The sequence below is a fragment of the Bradyrhizobium sp. HKCCYLS3077 genome, assembly GCF_051167555.1.
In the GTDB taxonomy this organism is placed as follows: domain Bacteria; phylum Pseudomonadota; class Alphaproteobacteria; order Rhizobiales; family Xanthobacteraceae; genus Bradyrhizobium.
Genome location: NZ_JBNPTH010000007.1, coordinates 341378 through 357223 on the forward strand (window position 1 = coordinate 341378; position 15846 = coordinate 357223).

The following is a 15846-nucleotide window of genomic DNA, read 5'->3' on the forward strand; positions in this document are numbered from 1 at the left end:
CGGGTCGTGAAGGGAAAATTCGCCGAGATGCGTTGCAATTCTTGCATAGCTTGCCAGATGGCTTAGACTTGGATTTGACATTTTCGATGGGGCCTCGGGGCGTTTCGTCCACGCATTCCGCTCGCTGCGTCGTCAATCTCCCCCTTTCCAGCGAGTTCTCGTCGCCATGCAAGCTCCGATCCATGCCAAAGTCGTCATCATCGGTTCCGGCCCCGCCGGCTATACGGCGGCGATTTACGCGGCACGGGCCATGCTTGAGCCGGTGCTGATCCAGGGCATCCAGCCCGGCGGCCAGCTCACCATCACCACCGACGTCGAGAACTACCCGGGCTTCGCCGACGTGATCCAGGGCCCCTGGCTGATGGAGCAGATGGAGAAGCAGGCCACCCATGTCGGCGCCAAGATCCGGACCGATCTGGTGACCAAGCTCGAGCTTGGCCAGCGTCCGTTCCGGCTCACCTGCGATTCCGGTGACGTCTATCTCGCCGAGACCGTGATCCTGGCCACTGGCGCCCAGGCGCGCTGGCTGGGCCTGCCGTCCGAAGAAACGTTCAAGGGCTTCGGCGTCTCGGCCTGCGCCACCTGCGACGGCTTCTTCTATCGCGGCAAGGAGGTCGTCGTGGTCGGCGGCGGCAATACCGCGGTCGAGGAAGCGCTTTTCCTGACCAATTTTGCCTCCACCGTCACGGTCGTGCACCGGCGCGATCATTTCCGCGCCGAGCGCATCCTGCAGGAGCGGCTGTTCAAACACCCCAAGATCAAGGTGGTCTGGGACAGCGTGCTCGACGAGATCTGCGGCGCCAGCTCGCCGTCCAAGGTCACGCATGTCCGCCTCAAGAACATCAAGACCGGCGCGGTCTCCGAGATGCCGGCCGATGGCGTGTTCGTCGCGATCGGCCATGCGCCGGCCACCGAGCTCGTCGCGGGACAGCTCAAGCTGAAGCCGTCCGGCTATGTCGAGGTGGTGCCCGGCTCGACCGCGACCTCCGTCCCCGGCGTGTTCGCCGCCGGCGACGTCGCCGACGAAACCTATCGGCAGGCGATCACCGCCGCCGGCATGGGCTGCATGGCAGCCCTCGAGGCCGAACGCTTCATCGCCCACGCGGCGAGCGAACGCGCCGCTGCGGAATGAACTGACGATGCCACGATCACGGGATGGATTTACGGATATGGATTGGGACAAGCTGAAGGTGTTTCACGCAGCGGCGGAAGCTGGCAGCTTCACGCATGCCGGGGAGCAACTCGGACTGTCGCAATCGGCAGTCTCGCGCCAGGTCAGCGCGCTCGAGCAGGAGCTGGCGGTCTCGCTGTTTCATCGTCATGCGCGCGGCCTGATCCTCACCGAGCAAGGCGATCTGCTGTTCCGGACCGCGCATGACGTCTTCATGCAGCTGCAGGCGGCACGGGCCAAGCTGACCGACAGCCGCGAGCGTCCGAGCGGCGACCTCAAGATCACGACCACGCCCGGCGTCGGCATCAACTGGCTGATCCCGCGGCTCGGCGAGTTCACCGCGATGTACCCGGAGATCCGGATCTCGCTGATCGTCACCGACGAAGAGCTCGACCTGTCGATGCGCGAGGCCGACGTCGCGATCCGCACCCGCAAGCCGACTCAGCCCGACCTGATCCAGCGCAAGCTGTTCGCGATCAGCTTCCATGCGTACTGCTCGCCAGAATATGTGAAGCGCTTCGGCACGCCGCGCACCCTCGACGAGCTCGACGACCACCGCATCATCATGCTCGCCGACGGCCAGGTCGCGCCGCATCTGCAGAACCGCAACTGGCTGGTCGATGCCGGCCGCAACGGCTCCGGTCCGCGCGAGGCCTATTTCAAGGTCAACAACATTCTCGGTCTCGTCCGCGCCTGCCAGCAGGGGCTCGGCATCGCCGCGCTGCCCGACTATCTCGTTGAAGAGAACAGCCGTCTCGTGCAGCTGTTCGGCGAGTCCGATTCGATCCAGCTCGACACCTACTTCGTCTATCCCGAGGAATTGAAGACGGTCGCACGCGTGCAAGTGTTCCGTGACTTTGTCGTGAGCAAAGCGCAGCGCTGGCCGGCTTGAGATTGTGCATGTCTGACATGCGGCCTGCCTAGTTGCTGCAGGGCCGCATGAAGGATCATACTGCTTGAGTACTGAGCGTTGGCGCTGCGCATTGTCCCCCTCCTCCAGTGGCGTGAGCGCTCGGGAATCCCTCTTGGAAGGTGATTGTGTCGGCCTCATTGGCCAAAACCTCCAGCCGGGCTCATTGGGCCCGGCTATTTTTTTGTGCCGTCGTCTGAGCTCACGTCGTTGACAGCGCGTCGTGCACGGCGCATCTAAATTTTATGTCCACGATTTCGCGCATTGCACTGTCGTCGAAAAAAGCTCCCCTTCTGGGGACATGTGGACGCGCGCGCTAGACTCTCGTTCGAGCAGACGCCGCATCACCAAGCCCCGCCGCAAGGACGGGGTTTTTTCATGTCCCGTCTCCGGCCATCCAGCATTGAGAGACGACCATGACGACATGCAGCACACACCTCCACGGCCTCTGGCTTCCCCTGATCACGCCGTTCCGGGACGGCGGGCTCGACGAAGCCTCGCTGCGGCATCTGGTCCGCCACTACGCGGCCAAGCCGATCGACGGCCTGGTGCTCGGCGCGACCTCCGGCGAGGGATTGTCGCTGTCGTGGGACGAGCGCGCCCGCCTCGTCGAGGTGGTCCGCGCGGAATGCGACGGCATCGGGCGCCCCCTCCCGATCTGTCTCGGCCTCGGCGGCGTCGCGACGTCCGATCTGATCGAGGCACTCGATCGAACCGCATCATGGCCCATCGACTTCTATCTGATCTCCAGCCCGCCCTACGTCCGTCCCTCGCAGCGCGGGCTGCTGGCGCATTTCACGGCGCTGGCTGATCGGACCGTCCATCCGATCGTGCTCTACAACATTCCATATCGATCCGCCGTCGGGCTCGACAACGAGACCTTGCTGCAACTCGCGGCGCATCCCGCCATCGCGGGCCTCAAGGATTGCTGCGCCAACCGGATGCAGACGCGCGACCTGATCGCACGCCGGCCGCCGGACTTCCGGATCCTCACGGGCGAGGACGCCCAGAGCTTCGACGCGCTGCAGGCCGGCGCCGACGGCGCTATCCTGCTGTCGGCGCATCTGGAGACCGCGACCTTCGCCGCCATCCTGCGCCACGTGAAGGCCGGTGAGACCGAGGCCGCCGCGGCGTGCTGGGCTGAGGTCGAGGATCTCACGCGGCTGCTGTTCACCGAGCCGAGCCCCGCCCCGGCCAAGTATTGGCTGGCGCGGACCGGACTGATCGCCAGCCCCGAGGTGCGGCTCCCGATGGTCGAGGTCGGCGCCGCGCTCGCGGCCCGGCTCGACCAGGAGATCGAGCGGCGGCGCGGCGGTGGTTAATCGGAGCTAACAAAGGTCGGCAAATGCGGCCTAGTCCGAAACGCGATGTTTAAAGATGATCCGCTATCGATGTTGAAAACCTCAAAACGAGCGCGGGGGCGTCGTGGCTTTTCAGGATCATCCATTCCCTGAGCGTCAGGGATTCAGCACCGAAGACATTCTTTGGGCGATCGGGATCTGGTCGGTGATCCTGACGCTCACGCCGGCGATCGCGTTCTATCTGCTGATGGTCGCCTGATCTCGCTGCCAAAACGCGCGGTCCCCCGCGCGTTCAACTCACATGTCCCGATCAAGCCGCCTGCTTGTGCATCGCGCCGTTGGCCGACACCGTGCCGCGGATCGCCTTCACCGAGCGCTCGATCGCAGCCCACAGGCGGGCGATCTCGGCCGCCGCGCGGCCTTCCGCATAATATTCACGCACGCCTTCGCCCTGCCCGAGCGCCATCAGCAGGTCGGCGCGGTTGGTGATCTGGCCGCCCCACACCGGCGCCTTGAACTTGGCGAGCGCCTCGCGGGCGATGGTCACGATCGGGCTCTCGGCATCGTCGCGGCGCGCCGGCGCGCCGTTGAGCACGACCGCATAGGGCTTGCGCGCGGCGCGGCAGGTCTGGATCGTCTCCTGCACCGCGTTGACGTCGAACACGCCCGGACGCGCCGGGATGATCACCATGGTCGCGTTCTTGATCGCATCCTCGACCACGGCCGAGATGGTCGGCGGCGTATCGATCAGCACCCACTCGACACCGTCGCGGCGGGCGGCGGAGACGATCGCGCTCACCGAGTTCACGGCGGTCTTGATCGGCGGCTCGTTGGTACCGCGCAGCTTGTGCCAGAGCGTCAGCGACCCCTGGGGGTCGGCATCGATGAGCAGACAGGACTTGCTCGCCTTGATCTGCGCAGCGAGATGAGCGGCCAGGGTGCTCTTGCCTGAACCGCCCTTACGCGATGCGAAAACAATAACGTTCATACCTTGGCCTCCAGATTGACCCCGGCGGCGAAAATGAATCAGCGGACTGATTCGCGGAAGATAAATTTAGCGTTTGATATGGCGTAACTCCTGATTGCTGAAACGGATTGGTTTTTGAGTCACACCGTCAGCAGAAAATGCAGCCGATGATGTCGCTTTCTCCGGCAACATCCGGTGTTCACCGCGTGTGCTTGCATGCTGAAGCTGCACGGCGTGGTGCGCATCGGCGCGTCAGGTTTCATCCGGCCGCGACTTCTTCGTCTTGCCCGCGCGCGCATTGACCGGCTTCCTGGTTGCCGCCGGGCGAATGCTCATCGGCTTGTCGGCGCGCGATGCCGCCTGGCGCGGCGGCGGACCGAACTGGGCGCGACACGGCGGCGACAGCTCGGCCTTGCGCCGGACCATGCAAGCGGTGACGCGATCGACATCGGGAATGTCGGAACTACACAGCCGGAAGGCGTCGCCCGTGCACGCCTGCTCCTGCTCGGCGGTATACGCATACGCGGAAACTGGAACCATCGTCAGGACCGGCAGCGCCGCTCCCAGCAGTGCCAACAGGACGCCCCTCATCGTGCCCTCCTCCGGTTCAGCGACACTAGTTGCAACACCCACGGATTCGCAAGCCGCGCGCGTGCGGCTTCACGCCCCTGACACCGAACCGGCGACGCCCGGTTGGACCGCTGAAGGATTGATCTCCAGCGCGTCCTCGATGCTGCTGCTCCTCCGGCCGATGTGTGACGGCAGGGCACGCAAACCGGCCGAGACACCATCAGTTCATCCTCGCGCCCGATTGCTTCCGGCAGCGCTGTTCGATCGTATGGATAGTCTTGCCAGAAATCACCGCGCCGCGCTCCCGTGTCCCTCCAGCCGCAATTGCATCGTCGGGCCGATCAACCATGACCGAGAGCGTGACGACGATGCCCCCGGGGACACGCCCGATGCTCGCGCCATTGATTTCGAGAGAAGCGATGTTCTGTCTGACGACCCATGAAGCGTGATGCCGCCGCGAGTGACGATGCTCCAGCGGCTTCTGCCAATCCACTCCCCATGCTATCTCCAGAGCTCCTTCAGTCGATCCTCACTGTTCGACGTGAAAGACCGGGTCTGCGGCAGTCCCGGCGATACTCTTCGTTTGATTGGCAGGACGTCACCGAAACGCCGGGTACTGGCGCAGCCTCGTGTCGGGCGCACCACGCATCCGAAATACGCCCGCTGCTGCTGCAACGCGGTCGTGCAAGTCATGTGCGGGATCGGCTGATCGCTTGCCACCTTGGGCCACCTCCGCGGCTTGCGCTTCATGTCAATGAAGCAAAGCCACTGCGATCACCTGCGCTCGGCGAACAGCGTGTCTCGCTCCGCCGACAACGATCCCGATGGAATGAAAGCAGACTAGAAACCGGCGATTGCCTTAGCCTCGACTGCTGGGCCCATACGATGCGAAAGGCTCTCAAGATCGCGCGGTCAACGCCACTATGCCGCAAAATGCGCATCGCCGCTATTCGGGATTTTCCTCCTACTCTATTCTCGGGTCACTAGCACCCACGCACAGGCCGTCGCCGCGTCCGGATTTGGTAACCGCGCACGGCAACAAGCCCACCCGCGCAAGCGGCAGCCCAACCCGTTTCTCGAGAAATGAAACAAGAAGATTATCGCCTCTCGACATGACGGGCACCTGACAGGTCTGACGCCGTTCGGCCATAGCAACGAACATTCGGACCTTAGCGGCTAAGGCAATCCATACTGATATAATAAATTACTAGACGAGCAATAGGCGCCTGTTGAACGACGGCGCGCCGGCGAACGCAGTGACCGCGCGAACGTAATGCTACGCCTCTACGACTAGATCACTATCAACCTCGGCTACCTCGAGGTCATGGACGATCGAGGGCGATGCCACCTTCTCCTGATCCTCCAATCTTCCTAGTAATTCCAGAAGCCGCGACGGCAAATCAGAAGAGCTCCGATCTAGATAAAAACGCAATCTGTCGCCTATCTCATCGCAGATGGCTTTACAGTGCCTGTGACCAAGGTTGTCAATGCCCATAACTTACCCCCTTCATTAGAATGAAGAGAAATACATTAGTATCATATTAACACCTGAGGTTGCCAGGCCGGATAGTAAACGCGACGTAAAATCCTTATCTCAGGCGCAGCATCCTCATTTAAGAAAAACCTTAACAACAATCGGCTAATTTTTCCGAATGCGGGGAAGTTCACGGGGGCCATCGTGGATATCGTACTGTACGGGATGCTCGGACTACTGGTTGCATCGTTCTACTTTGCCTGGTCGTGCGGCCGCTCATATTTCGCAAGGGGGCGAAACAATGGAATTGAGGACGCGGTGCGCGAGCTCATTGTCGGCATGGCGCCCCATCTTGCTAAGAACCCCGGCCCGGACATTCAGGCAGCTTTAAAGAACCTCAACAGCAATCTGGCGCAGTTCTCCGATCCGAGACAAAAAAGATCCGACCCCACTCCTTCGCTACTTTGGGTTTTGGGCGCGGCGCTCGCCGAGGAGTGCTGGCGCACAGGACACGGCGCTGGGGTCCGCCGCAAGGCTCCCACTGAAGGTCAGATCAGAGTCGACCTCTCACCAACCGAGCTGCTGCAGCTCGGAGGACTCGCCAATCTGGGGTTTCAGCACATGATGCCGAATACGCGGATTATTGCAGCCCATCGTTTCGTCGACATCGACGATGCCCGAGATGCGTCCCGCTCCTTAAGCAAGGTGGAGGCTGCAATCCCAAGCAAGTATCGTCCGGATCTGCTCGCTCAAGCAGAAGCCCGGGAGAACTTGATCAAGGGCTGGTGGCGACCGGCTGCGCACCGCAGCACAGCCTGATGCCCGCCTTTACACTGCAAGTCACCTCGAAGGGGTGACGCGCATGTCCCGAACAATGCTGCAACGCTGATCCAAGCCCTAGTTTCCACCGTGCTGCTCAGACCTTGCGACCGAGAGCAAGTATTGCCCGTAGTCGCACTTTCCAAGACGCTCGCCAAGGCGCTCAAGCTGACCACGATCGATAAAGCCTCGATTGAACGCAATTTCTTCCGGACACGCAATGCGCAAGCCCTGGCGGCGTTCTAGCGAGGCAACGAAATCAGACGCCGCCAGCAGACTGTCCGGCGTCCCAGTATCAAGCCATGCGAAGCCGCGCCCCATCTGTTCGACTTGAAGCAGGCCACGCTCCAGGTAGACTCGATTCAGATCTGTAATCTCCAGCTCGCCGCGCGCCGAGGGCCGGAGCCCCGATGCGATGCGGACCGCGTCGCCATCATAGAAGTACAGGCCGGTGACAGCGAAGTTCGACCTGGGAGTGGCGGGTTTTTCTTCGATCGAGTTCGCCCGACCGGTCTCGTCGAAGCCGACGACTCCATAGCGCTGGGGATCCGCAACACGGTATGCAAAGACGGTGGCGCCCTGGGTCCGCTTGGCGGCACGGGAGAGCATCTCGGGAAGCCCGTGACCGTAGAAAATGTTGTCTCCAAGAATGAGCGCCGATGAAGCCCCATCCACAAAGTCGGCGCCAATGATATAGGCTTCGGCCAAGCCCGCCGGGCGCTGCTGGACGGCGTATGACAGCTCCAAACCCAACGTCTCCCCGCTACCGAGCAGCGATTCGAACCGTGGCAGATCCTCAGGCGTCGATATGATCAGGATCTCACGAATGCCTGCAAGCATCAGCGTTGTCAGCGGGTAATAGATCATGGGCTTGTCATAGACCGGAAGCAACTGCTTAGAGATCGCCAGTGTCATCGGGTACAGGCGCGTTCCGCTGCCACCCGCCAGAATAATTCCCTTCACCTTCATCCCCCTCGTCAGACTTCGTCGATGATAAGGCGCGAGACGCACTCCGAAAGCGATTGCTCGAGCGGCGGCATGTAAACTCCGAAGACCGCCATCAGGCGGTTGCAAGACAGACGAGAGTTCGCAGGACGTCTGGCAGGGGTCGGATAATCGCGCGTCGTGATCGGCTCAACATTTGCCGACCGTGCACCGCGCGCCGCCGCAATGCGCATGATCTGGCGGGCGAAATCGCACCATGTGACAACATCGGGACCGGCAATGTGCGTGACACCGCCGAATTCCGTCGACCATCCAGACCGATCAATCCTGCCCGCGATTGCTAGGATGGCCCGCGCAATGTCGTGAGCGGAGGTTGGGCATCCGACCTGATCATCCACCACTCGCAACGTGTCGCGAGTAGCTGCGAGCCGAAGCATCGTACGAACGAAGTTTTGCCCGAACGGTGAATACACCCAGGCAGTTCGTAGGATGACGTGCCGATCGTTCGCGACAGCCACCGCATGCTCGCCCGCGAGCTTCGAGGCGCCATAAACGTTGATCGGGGCGGTCGCGTCGTTCTCCACGTAAGGAGTCGGCTTTGCGCCGTCGAAAACATAATCCGTTGACAGATGGATCGTTGGGATCTCCAGCCGTGCGCTTGCCTCTGCAACCGCTCTCGCCCCATCGCGATTGACGTAAAATGCGGCGGCCGATTCTTCTTCCGCACGATCGACTGCGGTATAGGCGGCGGGGTTAACCACGACGTCCGGGCTGAAGCTACGCAATGCTCCCAGGACGGCCTCGGCATCCGCAATGTCGAAGTCATTGCGACCGCCGAAGCCGACAACCACGTCAGTGCGTTTCTCGGAAACCTCCTGAAGGGCTCTGGCAACCTGCCCCTGCCGCCCGAGAATATATATTCGGGTTGTCTTCAAGAGCTACCTCGACGCGCCGATGCGCTCGCCACGATAGACCTCGCGTAGCGGCTCCCACCAATCCGAACGGTCGAGATACCAGCGAACGGTTTTCTCGATGCCTGTCTCGAACGTCTCCTGGGCCTTCCAGCCGAGTTCGCGCTCCAACTTGCTGCAGTCAAGTGCATAGCGGCGATCGTGACCGGGCCGATCCGCCACAAAGACCATTTGCTGCTCATACGGACTGCCAGCGGGGCGCAGCCGATCCAGACACTGACAGATTTGTCTGACGACATCGATGTTACGGCGCTCCGTCCGTCCACCGATGTTATAGGTCGCGCCTGGCGCACCTCGTTCAAGCAGAACAGCCAGCGCACGGGCGTGATCATCGACAAACAGCCAGTCGCGAATGTTGCCACCGTCGCCATAAATGGGGAGTGGCTTCGCTTCCATAGCGTTCAGTATCATTAGCGGAATGAGCTTCTCCGGAAACTGATACGGTCCATAATTGTTGGAGCAGTTCGAGACAATGACCGGCAAACCATAGGTTCGGTGCCAAGCTCGGGCCAAATGATCGGATCCGGCCTTGCTTGCCGAATAGGGCGAGCTTGGATCGTATGCCGTCGTTTCCGTGAAAAGCCCCTCTTCCCCAAGCGAGCCGAAGACCTCGTCTGTCGAGACATGGACAAACCGAAAGCGATCTGCCTTCGGACGCCCCTTTCCCTTCAGATACCCCCGCGCAGCCTCCAGCAATGTGAAGGTGCCAATGAGATTAGTCTCGATGAAGTGATCCGGACCATCGATGGAGCGATCCACATGTGTTTCCGCCGCGAGATGGACAATTGCGTCTGGAGCGAAGGTCGAAAAGGCTTGCTGTACTTTCTCTCTCTCGCAGATATCGACCCTCTCGAACGACAGGTTCGGGTTCGAGATCACTGGCGCTAACGACGCCATGTTTCCGGCATAGGTCAGCTTATCGAGGACCAGGATGGTGTGTCCGAGATCGGATACAAGATGCCGGCAAACTGCCGATCCGATGAAACCGGCTCCACCGGTGACGATGATCTTCATGAGCAAGATTTCTCGGCGAGCTGGAAAACGGGCGCAAGGTTGCAGAGGCGGGGGTGAGTACGGTCTTTTTCAGATAGGATCACTTCGTGATTGCCGAGCCTCCAATCGATCCCAAGATCTGGATCGTCCCACGCGAGACCGTGCTCGGCTCCCGGATCCCAGTAATCGCTAACCTTGTAGAGGACCTCGCAAGGCGCCTCCAATACCGCATAGCCGTGGGCAAAGCCTTCCGGGATCCACAACTGTCTCCAGTTGGTCGCGGACAGCTCAACCGCAACATGCCGCCCGAAGGTCGGGGACCCGATCCTGATGTCGACGGCCACATCCAAAATGGCACCGCGAATACATCGTACGAGCTTGCCTTGTGCGCGGGGTGGACGCTGAAAATGCAGACCGCGGAGCACGCCGCGTTGGGCGGAGTAAACGTGGTTTTCCTGGACGAGATCGCTCGGCAGACCGGCTTCCGAGAGAAGGTCGCGGCGATACACTTCCGAAAAGAACCCCCGGGAATCGCCATGTTTCACGGGGGTAAGAGACAGAATGCCTAATAGTCCATGGCGCTCAATATGCATTCCAGTCTCGCAATCAGGTGATCAAAGGACTCGACAAGGCCGCTGAAGGTTGAGGCCAACTTATACCAAGAGCTGAAAATCAGACCAGCCCTCGTCATCGGCCTTTGCCTAGTGCAGTCGGATCCCTTCAAAACAGGACCCAGAGTGCTGTCTCACGCGCCCGCGCGTCGAATTCCGGCTTCCACTCCTCTTGTGATAAAAATACAACAATCCTGGCGACGTATTGAAGTCCCGTGTTTTCACCTGCCTCAACGCGAATTGGGAAAACGACTGCCCAGCCCCGATCCCAGTCTCGGCATGATGGCGGCGTGGCGGATCAATCGAGATCGCCGGGCTTCAACACGGGCGAAGACGACACGAGGTCTCATTGTTGTCAGCCCAACCCGGTGCAGACATCAACGAATCACTTCGCGGGCCTGCAGCGCCGTCCAGCTTTTATGCCTCCGAAACGACGCGCGATCGGAGCGATCGGACTCGCTCGGTGACTAGATCCGGCCATCGCGAGCTCGTTTGAGGAGAGCGGCGAACTGTGTCGAATGAGGAACAAACGGTCCGAGATTGCGATTAGCCCACTCCCAATACCGTTCTGCGCCGGACATGAGGTTGCATTGCACTGCCCTCAAGACTAGTCTGCCCGTATTGGTGGAAAATTACTTCTGCAAGTTGAGATCAGACTGGCTGCTCACCTTTTGAATGCGGAACGGTTCTTTGATGTCTATGCGGTCAGAGGTTCGCGATGCCGAGCAGGAGGTTGGCGACTCCGCGGTCGCCCCGATCCAAGCTCCGCTTCCGAGCCAGGCAGTTACTTATGTTCTGGCGACGGCAGACGCGACTATCATTCTGATCGCGAGTCTGTCGGCCTGCTTTACCTATCATTGGCTTACAGATACTCCAATCCCCGACCTGTCGGCCTATTTCGCGCTTGGCCTCGCTGCGAGCTTTCTCCACATCGTGCGGCTCAGCGGGCACGGCTACTACGATCTTGAAAGCGCTGCGAAGCCGTCGGTTGAGTTCCTTGAGATAAACTTCTCATGGCTCACAACTGCGCTGATGCTGGCCTTTTTTGCTTTCCTGTTCAAAGTCGGCACCTCATTCTCGAGAGGCGCTTTCCTGCTGTTCTTGGCGACCGCACCCGCCGGCCTCCTGACTGGCAGGAAGCTGGCCAAGAGCATCCTTGAAGACGCAGTCGGCCGTGGCGTGATCGGCCGACGCGATCTCATTCTGCTTGGTACTCCCCTGGAATTGGATGCGCTCGAACCGAGAGATCTTCTCGTTTTGTTCGGCGCCGCCGAAGTGCATCGCGTAGCGCTCAGCCCGGCGCTGGACGCCGAAAATCAGACGGCGGGAGACCTGAAGGCTGTCGCAACGGCTGCCAAGTTCATGCAGGAGCACGAGGTTTCAGAGGTCCTGCTCGTGATTCCCTGGAACTCGCCAGAGCGGCTAGAGTATTTGCGACAGCAGATGAAGGCTTTTCCCGTGTCAGTCCGGCTGCTGCCTGACAGGCAGATCCGCGCCTTGAGCGACTATGCTCCATCTGCCCAGCAGCGGGTCGTTTCGCTGGAAATCCAAAGAGCTCCGCTGAGTGGTGTCGAGCGCACCGTCAAACGCATGATGGACATAGTGATAGGCCTGATGGCCCTGATCTTATTAAGTCCCATCATCGCTTTAACAGCCCTTGCGATCAAACTCGACGGCAAAGGCCCGATCTTCTTTCTTCAGAACAGAAAGGGGTTTAATGGCCGCCAGTTCGTCATGTTCAAATTCCGGACAATGACCGTCCTGGAAAACGGCGATACGGTCACCCAGGCTACGCGTAACGATCCGCGGGTGACACGTATCGGCGCATATCTTCGAAGCGCTAGCATTGATGAGCTCCCTCAACTCGTCAACGTGCTACGCGGGGACATGTCGCTCGTCGGCCCCCGCCCTCACGCGATTGCCCACGACAATCAATTCGAGCGCCTACTGCAGGACTATGCATTTCGTCATCACGTCAAGCCGGGCATGACCGGTTGGGCACAGGTAAATGGCCTTCGCGGCGCTACCCCCTCGCTCGAGCTCATTTCACGGCGGGTCGAGATGGATCTCTGGTATATCAACAACTGGAGCCTTTGGCTCGATGTACAGATCATCATGAAGACGTTTTTTGAAGTGCTACGCAAAAGAAATGCGTTCTGAGCCGGCCCGCAGCTCCAATCGCTGATGCAGATGGACTCGTCGCAGAGAAGGCTGTTCTGAAATCTAGTCTCATGAAGGACCTGACGCCGTCTCAGCGGCTCCAGCTCTGTGCCCAGCGCAGAGCTTCGATACCAGAAGGCGATCCAGGTCACAGAGGCCATCCATTAATTGTATTGAACAGCGAGATTTCGTCAGGTTAAGCTTGGTTTCGCTCCGTTTCGCCCGAATTGGCCCACCAGAGGCCACTTTGGTGGCCGCAACAGGCGATCAACATGGCGCGACTGCCATATCTGCGCCGATTTTGACATGGTTAACTGAGCTTCTGAGACGCAACAACCTGAAGTGTCGACCAATGATCGCTGCCCTCAACTCCCGCTTCAAGCATGTGACGCTGGCGCTCGGCGCGGCAATCGCGAGCGCGGCCTTCTTCAGGCACACAGCTCACGTCTACGCTGGCTTCTCGCGGGAGGAGATCCGGTCGGCAGCCTTGATGATGTGCTTGGCTGTATTGGTCCTTTTGACAGCCGGACATGTGCTCCAACGAGCTTATCCACGGGATTGATCCTCAGCGGAGGGGACCACCGGCGATCTATTGGAGCTATCGGTTCCAGTTCAGCGGGCAGGCTGCGCGCCGTCTTTCCGCATGAAGCAGATCACCCGTCCAATTGTCTGAAGCCGTTGTTGGCCGCTGATGGGAGTGTTGATCTCAGCCCTTATGGCCTCGGCAGCCTTGTTGCAGAGTTGCTCGGATGGGAAAGAGTCGATCACCTGTGTCGTCGGTTGTGTTGGGCTTCCAAACACGACCCACTGTAACGAAACCAGCAAAACCCACTCCATCGAAAGCTCCCTGATCGGTCGCAAGCCTAGCCTTCAGCTCTCGCGGCACCCCACGTCAGCTTCCACGACTCGTACGTTTCGACCCTAAGGATCGCCTCGCCTCGTGTCCATCAAGCTGGTACGATTAGTGACCTTTGGGAATGCTTGCCAGGGGAGGAGACAAAGATGTTGAGTGTCCTGACAAAATGGAGCTTGACGGCGCTATGGCTGGCAATTTCGTTGGGTCCCGCCACGGCCCAATCCGGCGTCACGTCTCAAAGAGATGCCAATGGCAATATTCGGCGCGACCATGCGCCGTATTCGGCGCATGGTATCAACCAGGGCCCAATTAACAACGGACCGATCAGGAACACGCCTGCTCAACCTTCGACGACAAACCGCTCAACCCAGCAGGGGCCCATCAGGTAGAAGTCGGGTCTGCGACTGCAAGGCTTTGTGTCGTCACCACCAGATCATCTCGCGCGCGGGAGCGCCACAGACGATTGCCCGGCGACGATCCACACCATACGCCGTTTGAACTGGAACGGTCCTGATGCACCCCGGATGGATCGCAAGATTGTAGTGGAACGGAGCGCCCTCAAAGGACCCATGAAGGGGGCACAAGTGCTCGAGGTTGGGACCGCATTGCGTCAGCGGATAGAGCCGATGACGCGCCATTGCGGGAGCCGATGACGCCATAGCAACAATCGCGACCGTCGCAGCCATCGCTATCTTTGCCTTGGCGTACATCATCGTCATTATCTCCAAAGTGAAACCTCATCTCCGGCTGCCAACCTATACGACTCTGCGAGTGCTGGTAAAGCCACCCCCAGACCGTCGGCATGGGATATGACGCCTTAACCCCCCTGTGCTTAGACGCAATCTATCGCTATCCTCGCCCCATGGAGGCAGGGACAGGCGCTATGAATCCGGAATTGTCAAGCGTCGACAAGGACAAGACCGTTTCCCCGTTTGCGCAGGAAATCGAATATGCGCTGACCTTGCAGCGCATGATCCATCGTCTTACCGAGGATCCGGCCGAGCTTCGCTCTACGGTCTACGAGTTTGCCCGCTCCCGACTCAAGGATCAGGGCCCCTGGCTGGATGCAGCCGATCAGGAGCGGCTTGTGGCGGCGCTCGAGACCGCAATTCAAGGGGTTGAGAAGTTTGAGGCAAGGCGCGTCGAACGCGAAGGACTCGCTCCCCCGCCCCCGACCGCCAGGTTGTCGCACCGGGCGACGCCTCCAGACGAATCCGAAAGATCCCTCCCATCGGTCGCAGCACCGATGACTCCTGCGACTGAGGACATCATTTTGCCGGCGCGGGCGCATTGGGGGCAAGATATTGCGTACATCCAGGCGCCACGGGCCGGATTGCTGGCGAATTTGGCACGCTTCTGCTTCAGCGTGGCGCTGATCGCCGGCATCCTGACCATCATCCTGCAAAGAGATACCATCTGGGGGCGCCGTGAATCGCCCGCTGCGTTGCACATAAGCACGCCTGTGGACGCGCCTGCGAACTTGCAGGCCTCTAGCTCGGCACCCGCCGTCGGATCAAGCCAAGCCCCGTCTCCTCCACCCTCACTTGGTTTCCCGGTTCCTGGAGATTACGGCATCTATGCCATTGCGGAGAACGAGCTGAAGGAGCTGGAACTGCTTCCCGAACGTGTCCCCGACAAACGGATTTCGATTTCGACCCCTCTCAATCACCCGAGCCGCACCACCCTTCCCGACGGCAAAGTCCGTTTCGTTTTGTTCCGGCGCGATCTGGCCGGTAATGCGCCGGAACGTTTGGAGGTGCGGGTCGTGGCACGGGTGAGTCGCGCGCTGTCATTCGATGCTAAGGGAAAACTGTTGGTTACGCCAATTTCCGATGCGTGGAATATCCGCAACAAATTCTACGAGCTCAGATTGCGCCCAATTGCCAACAATCCAGAAATGCTTCTCGCCCAATCCGACAAAGTCGATTTCTCGCTTCCGCCTGGGCGCTATGTGCTGGCATTCCGAGAGCAAGCCTATGATTTCACCGTAGCCGGGACCGTGACTGAATTGGCCCAATGTCTCGAGCGGACCGATGCTGTTAACGGATCGTTCTACTCCGAATGCAACACCAAGCCCTGAGCGCGGGGAACGCCGTAA

At 60.2% G+C, this 15846-nt stretch carries 14 protein-coding genes; 7 read left to right on the plus strand and 7 right to left on the minus strand.

From position 1 onward, the window contains the following. Positions 1-166: 166 nt before the first annotated feature. From trxB to ACQR0Z_RS27555, 4 genes are all read left to right on the plus strand, one after another. Positions 167-1132 (plus strand): thioredoxin-disulfide reductase, encoded by a 966-nt coding sequence (gene trxB, locus ACQR0Z_RS27540; protein ID WP_434861145.1) that lies wholly within the window; start codon positions 167-169, stop codon positions 1130-1132. 7 nt (positions 1133-1139) lie between these two features. Then, a complete protein-coding gene (locus tag ACQR0Z_RS27545; RefSeq protein WP_008962929.1) occupies positions 1140-2063 on the plus strand; it encodes a LysR family transcriptional regulator in 924 nt (307 codons plus the stop codon). A 434-nt stretch (positions 2064-2497) separates the two neighbouring features. Beyond that, positions 2498-3403 carry a 4-hydroxy-tetrahydrodipicolinate synthase gene (gene dapA, locus ACQR0Z_RS27550; protein WP_434920727.1) on the plus strand — a complete coding sequence of 302 codons (906 nt, stop codon included), beginning with the start codon at positions 2498-2500 and terminating at the stop codon, positions 3401-3403. Between the two features lie 103 nt (positions 3404-3506). After that, a complete protein-coding gene (locus ACQR0Z_RS27555; protein ID WP_434861147.1) occupies positions 3507-3641 on the plus strand; it encodes a hypothetical protein in 135 nt (44 codons plus the stop codon). Positions 3642-3692: 51 nt separating this feature from the next. Here ACQR0Z_RS27555 and ACQR0Z_RS27560 read toward each other — a convergent pair whose 3' ends face one another. From ACQR0Z_RS27560 to ACQR0Z_RS27570, 3 genes are all read right to left on the minus strand, one after another. Next, positions 3693-4370 (minus strand): ParA family protein, encoded by a 678-nt coding sequence (locus tag ACQR0Z_RS27560; RefSeq protein WP_006610486.1) that lies wholly within the window; start codon positions 4368-4370, stop codon positions 3693-3695. A 231-nt stretch (positions 4371-4601) separates the two neighbouring features. Then, on the minus strand, positions 4602-4940 hold the full coding sequence (locus ACQR0Z_RS27565) for a hypothetical protein (protein WP_434861148.1): 339 nt from the start codon (positions 4938-4940) through the stop codon (positions 4602-4604). Positions 4941-5139: 199 nt separating this feature from the next. Beyond that, a complete protein-coding gene (locus ACQR0Z_RS27570; RefSeq protein ID WP_434920728.1) occupies positions 5140-5412 on the minus strand; it encodes a hypothetical protein in 273 nt (90 codons plus the stop codon). 1185 nt (positions 5413-6597) lie between these two features. Between ACQR0Z_RS27570 and ACQR0Z_RS27575 the strand changes: the two genes are divergently transcribed. Then, a complete protein-coding gene (locus ACQR0Z_RS27575) occupies positions 6598-7212 on the plus strand; it encodes a hypothetical protein (protein ID WP_434920729.1) in 615 nt (204 codons plus the stop codon). 78 nt (positions 7213-7290) lie between these two features. Here ACQR0Z_RS27575 and rfbA read toward each other — a convergent pair whose 3' ends face one another. From rfbA to rfbC, 4 genes are read right to left on the minus strand one after another with little or no spacing between them, the layout of a single operon-like run. Then, positions 7291-8181, minus strand: coding sequence for a glucose-1-phosphate thymidylyltransferase RfbA (rfbA, locus tag ACQR0Z_RS27580; RefSeq protein WP_434920730.1), 891 nt, complete (start codon positions 8179-8181; stop codon positions 7291-7293). Between the two features lie 8 nt (positions 8182-8189). Further along, entirely contained in the window at positions 8190-9092 is a 903-nt protein-coding gene (gene rfbD, locus ACQR0Z_RS27585) for a dTDP-4-dehydrorhamnose reductase (RefSeq protein ID WP_434920731.1), read from the minus strand. Between the two features lie 3 nt (positions 9093-9095). Continuing rightward, positions 9096-10142, minus strand: coding sequence for a dTDP-glucose 4,6-dehydratase (gene rfbB / locus ACQR0Z_RS27590; RefSeq protein WP_434879635.1), 1047 nt, complete (start codon positions 10140-10142; stop codon positions 9096-9098). Then, entirely contained in the window at positions 10139-10714 is a 576-nt protein-coding gene (gene rfbC / locus ACQR0Z_RS27595) for a dTDP-4-dehydrorhamnose 3,5-epimerase (protein ID WP_434879636.1), read from the minus strand. Before rfbC ends, rfbB begins: the two co-directional genes overlap by 4 nt. 711 nt (positions 10715-11425) lie before the next feature. On the opposite strand from rfbC, the gene ACQR0Z_RS27600 reads away from it, so the two are divergent. Further along, on the plus strand, positions 11426-12892 hold the full coding sequence (locus tag ACQR0Z_RS27600) for an undecaprenyl-phosphate glucose phosphotransferase (protein ID WP_434920732.1): 1467 nt from the start codon (positions 11426-11428) through the stop codon (positions 12890-12892). 1739 nt (positions 12893-14631) lie between these two features. Next, positions 14632-15828 (plus strand): hypothetical protein, encoded by a 1197-nt coding sequence (locus ACQR0Z_RS27605; RefSeq protein ID WP_434920733.1) that lies wholly within the window; start codon positions 14632-14634, stop codon positions 15826-15828. Positions 15829-15846: the final 18 nt, after the last annotated feature.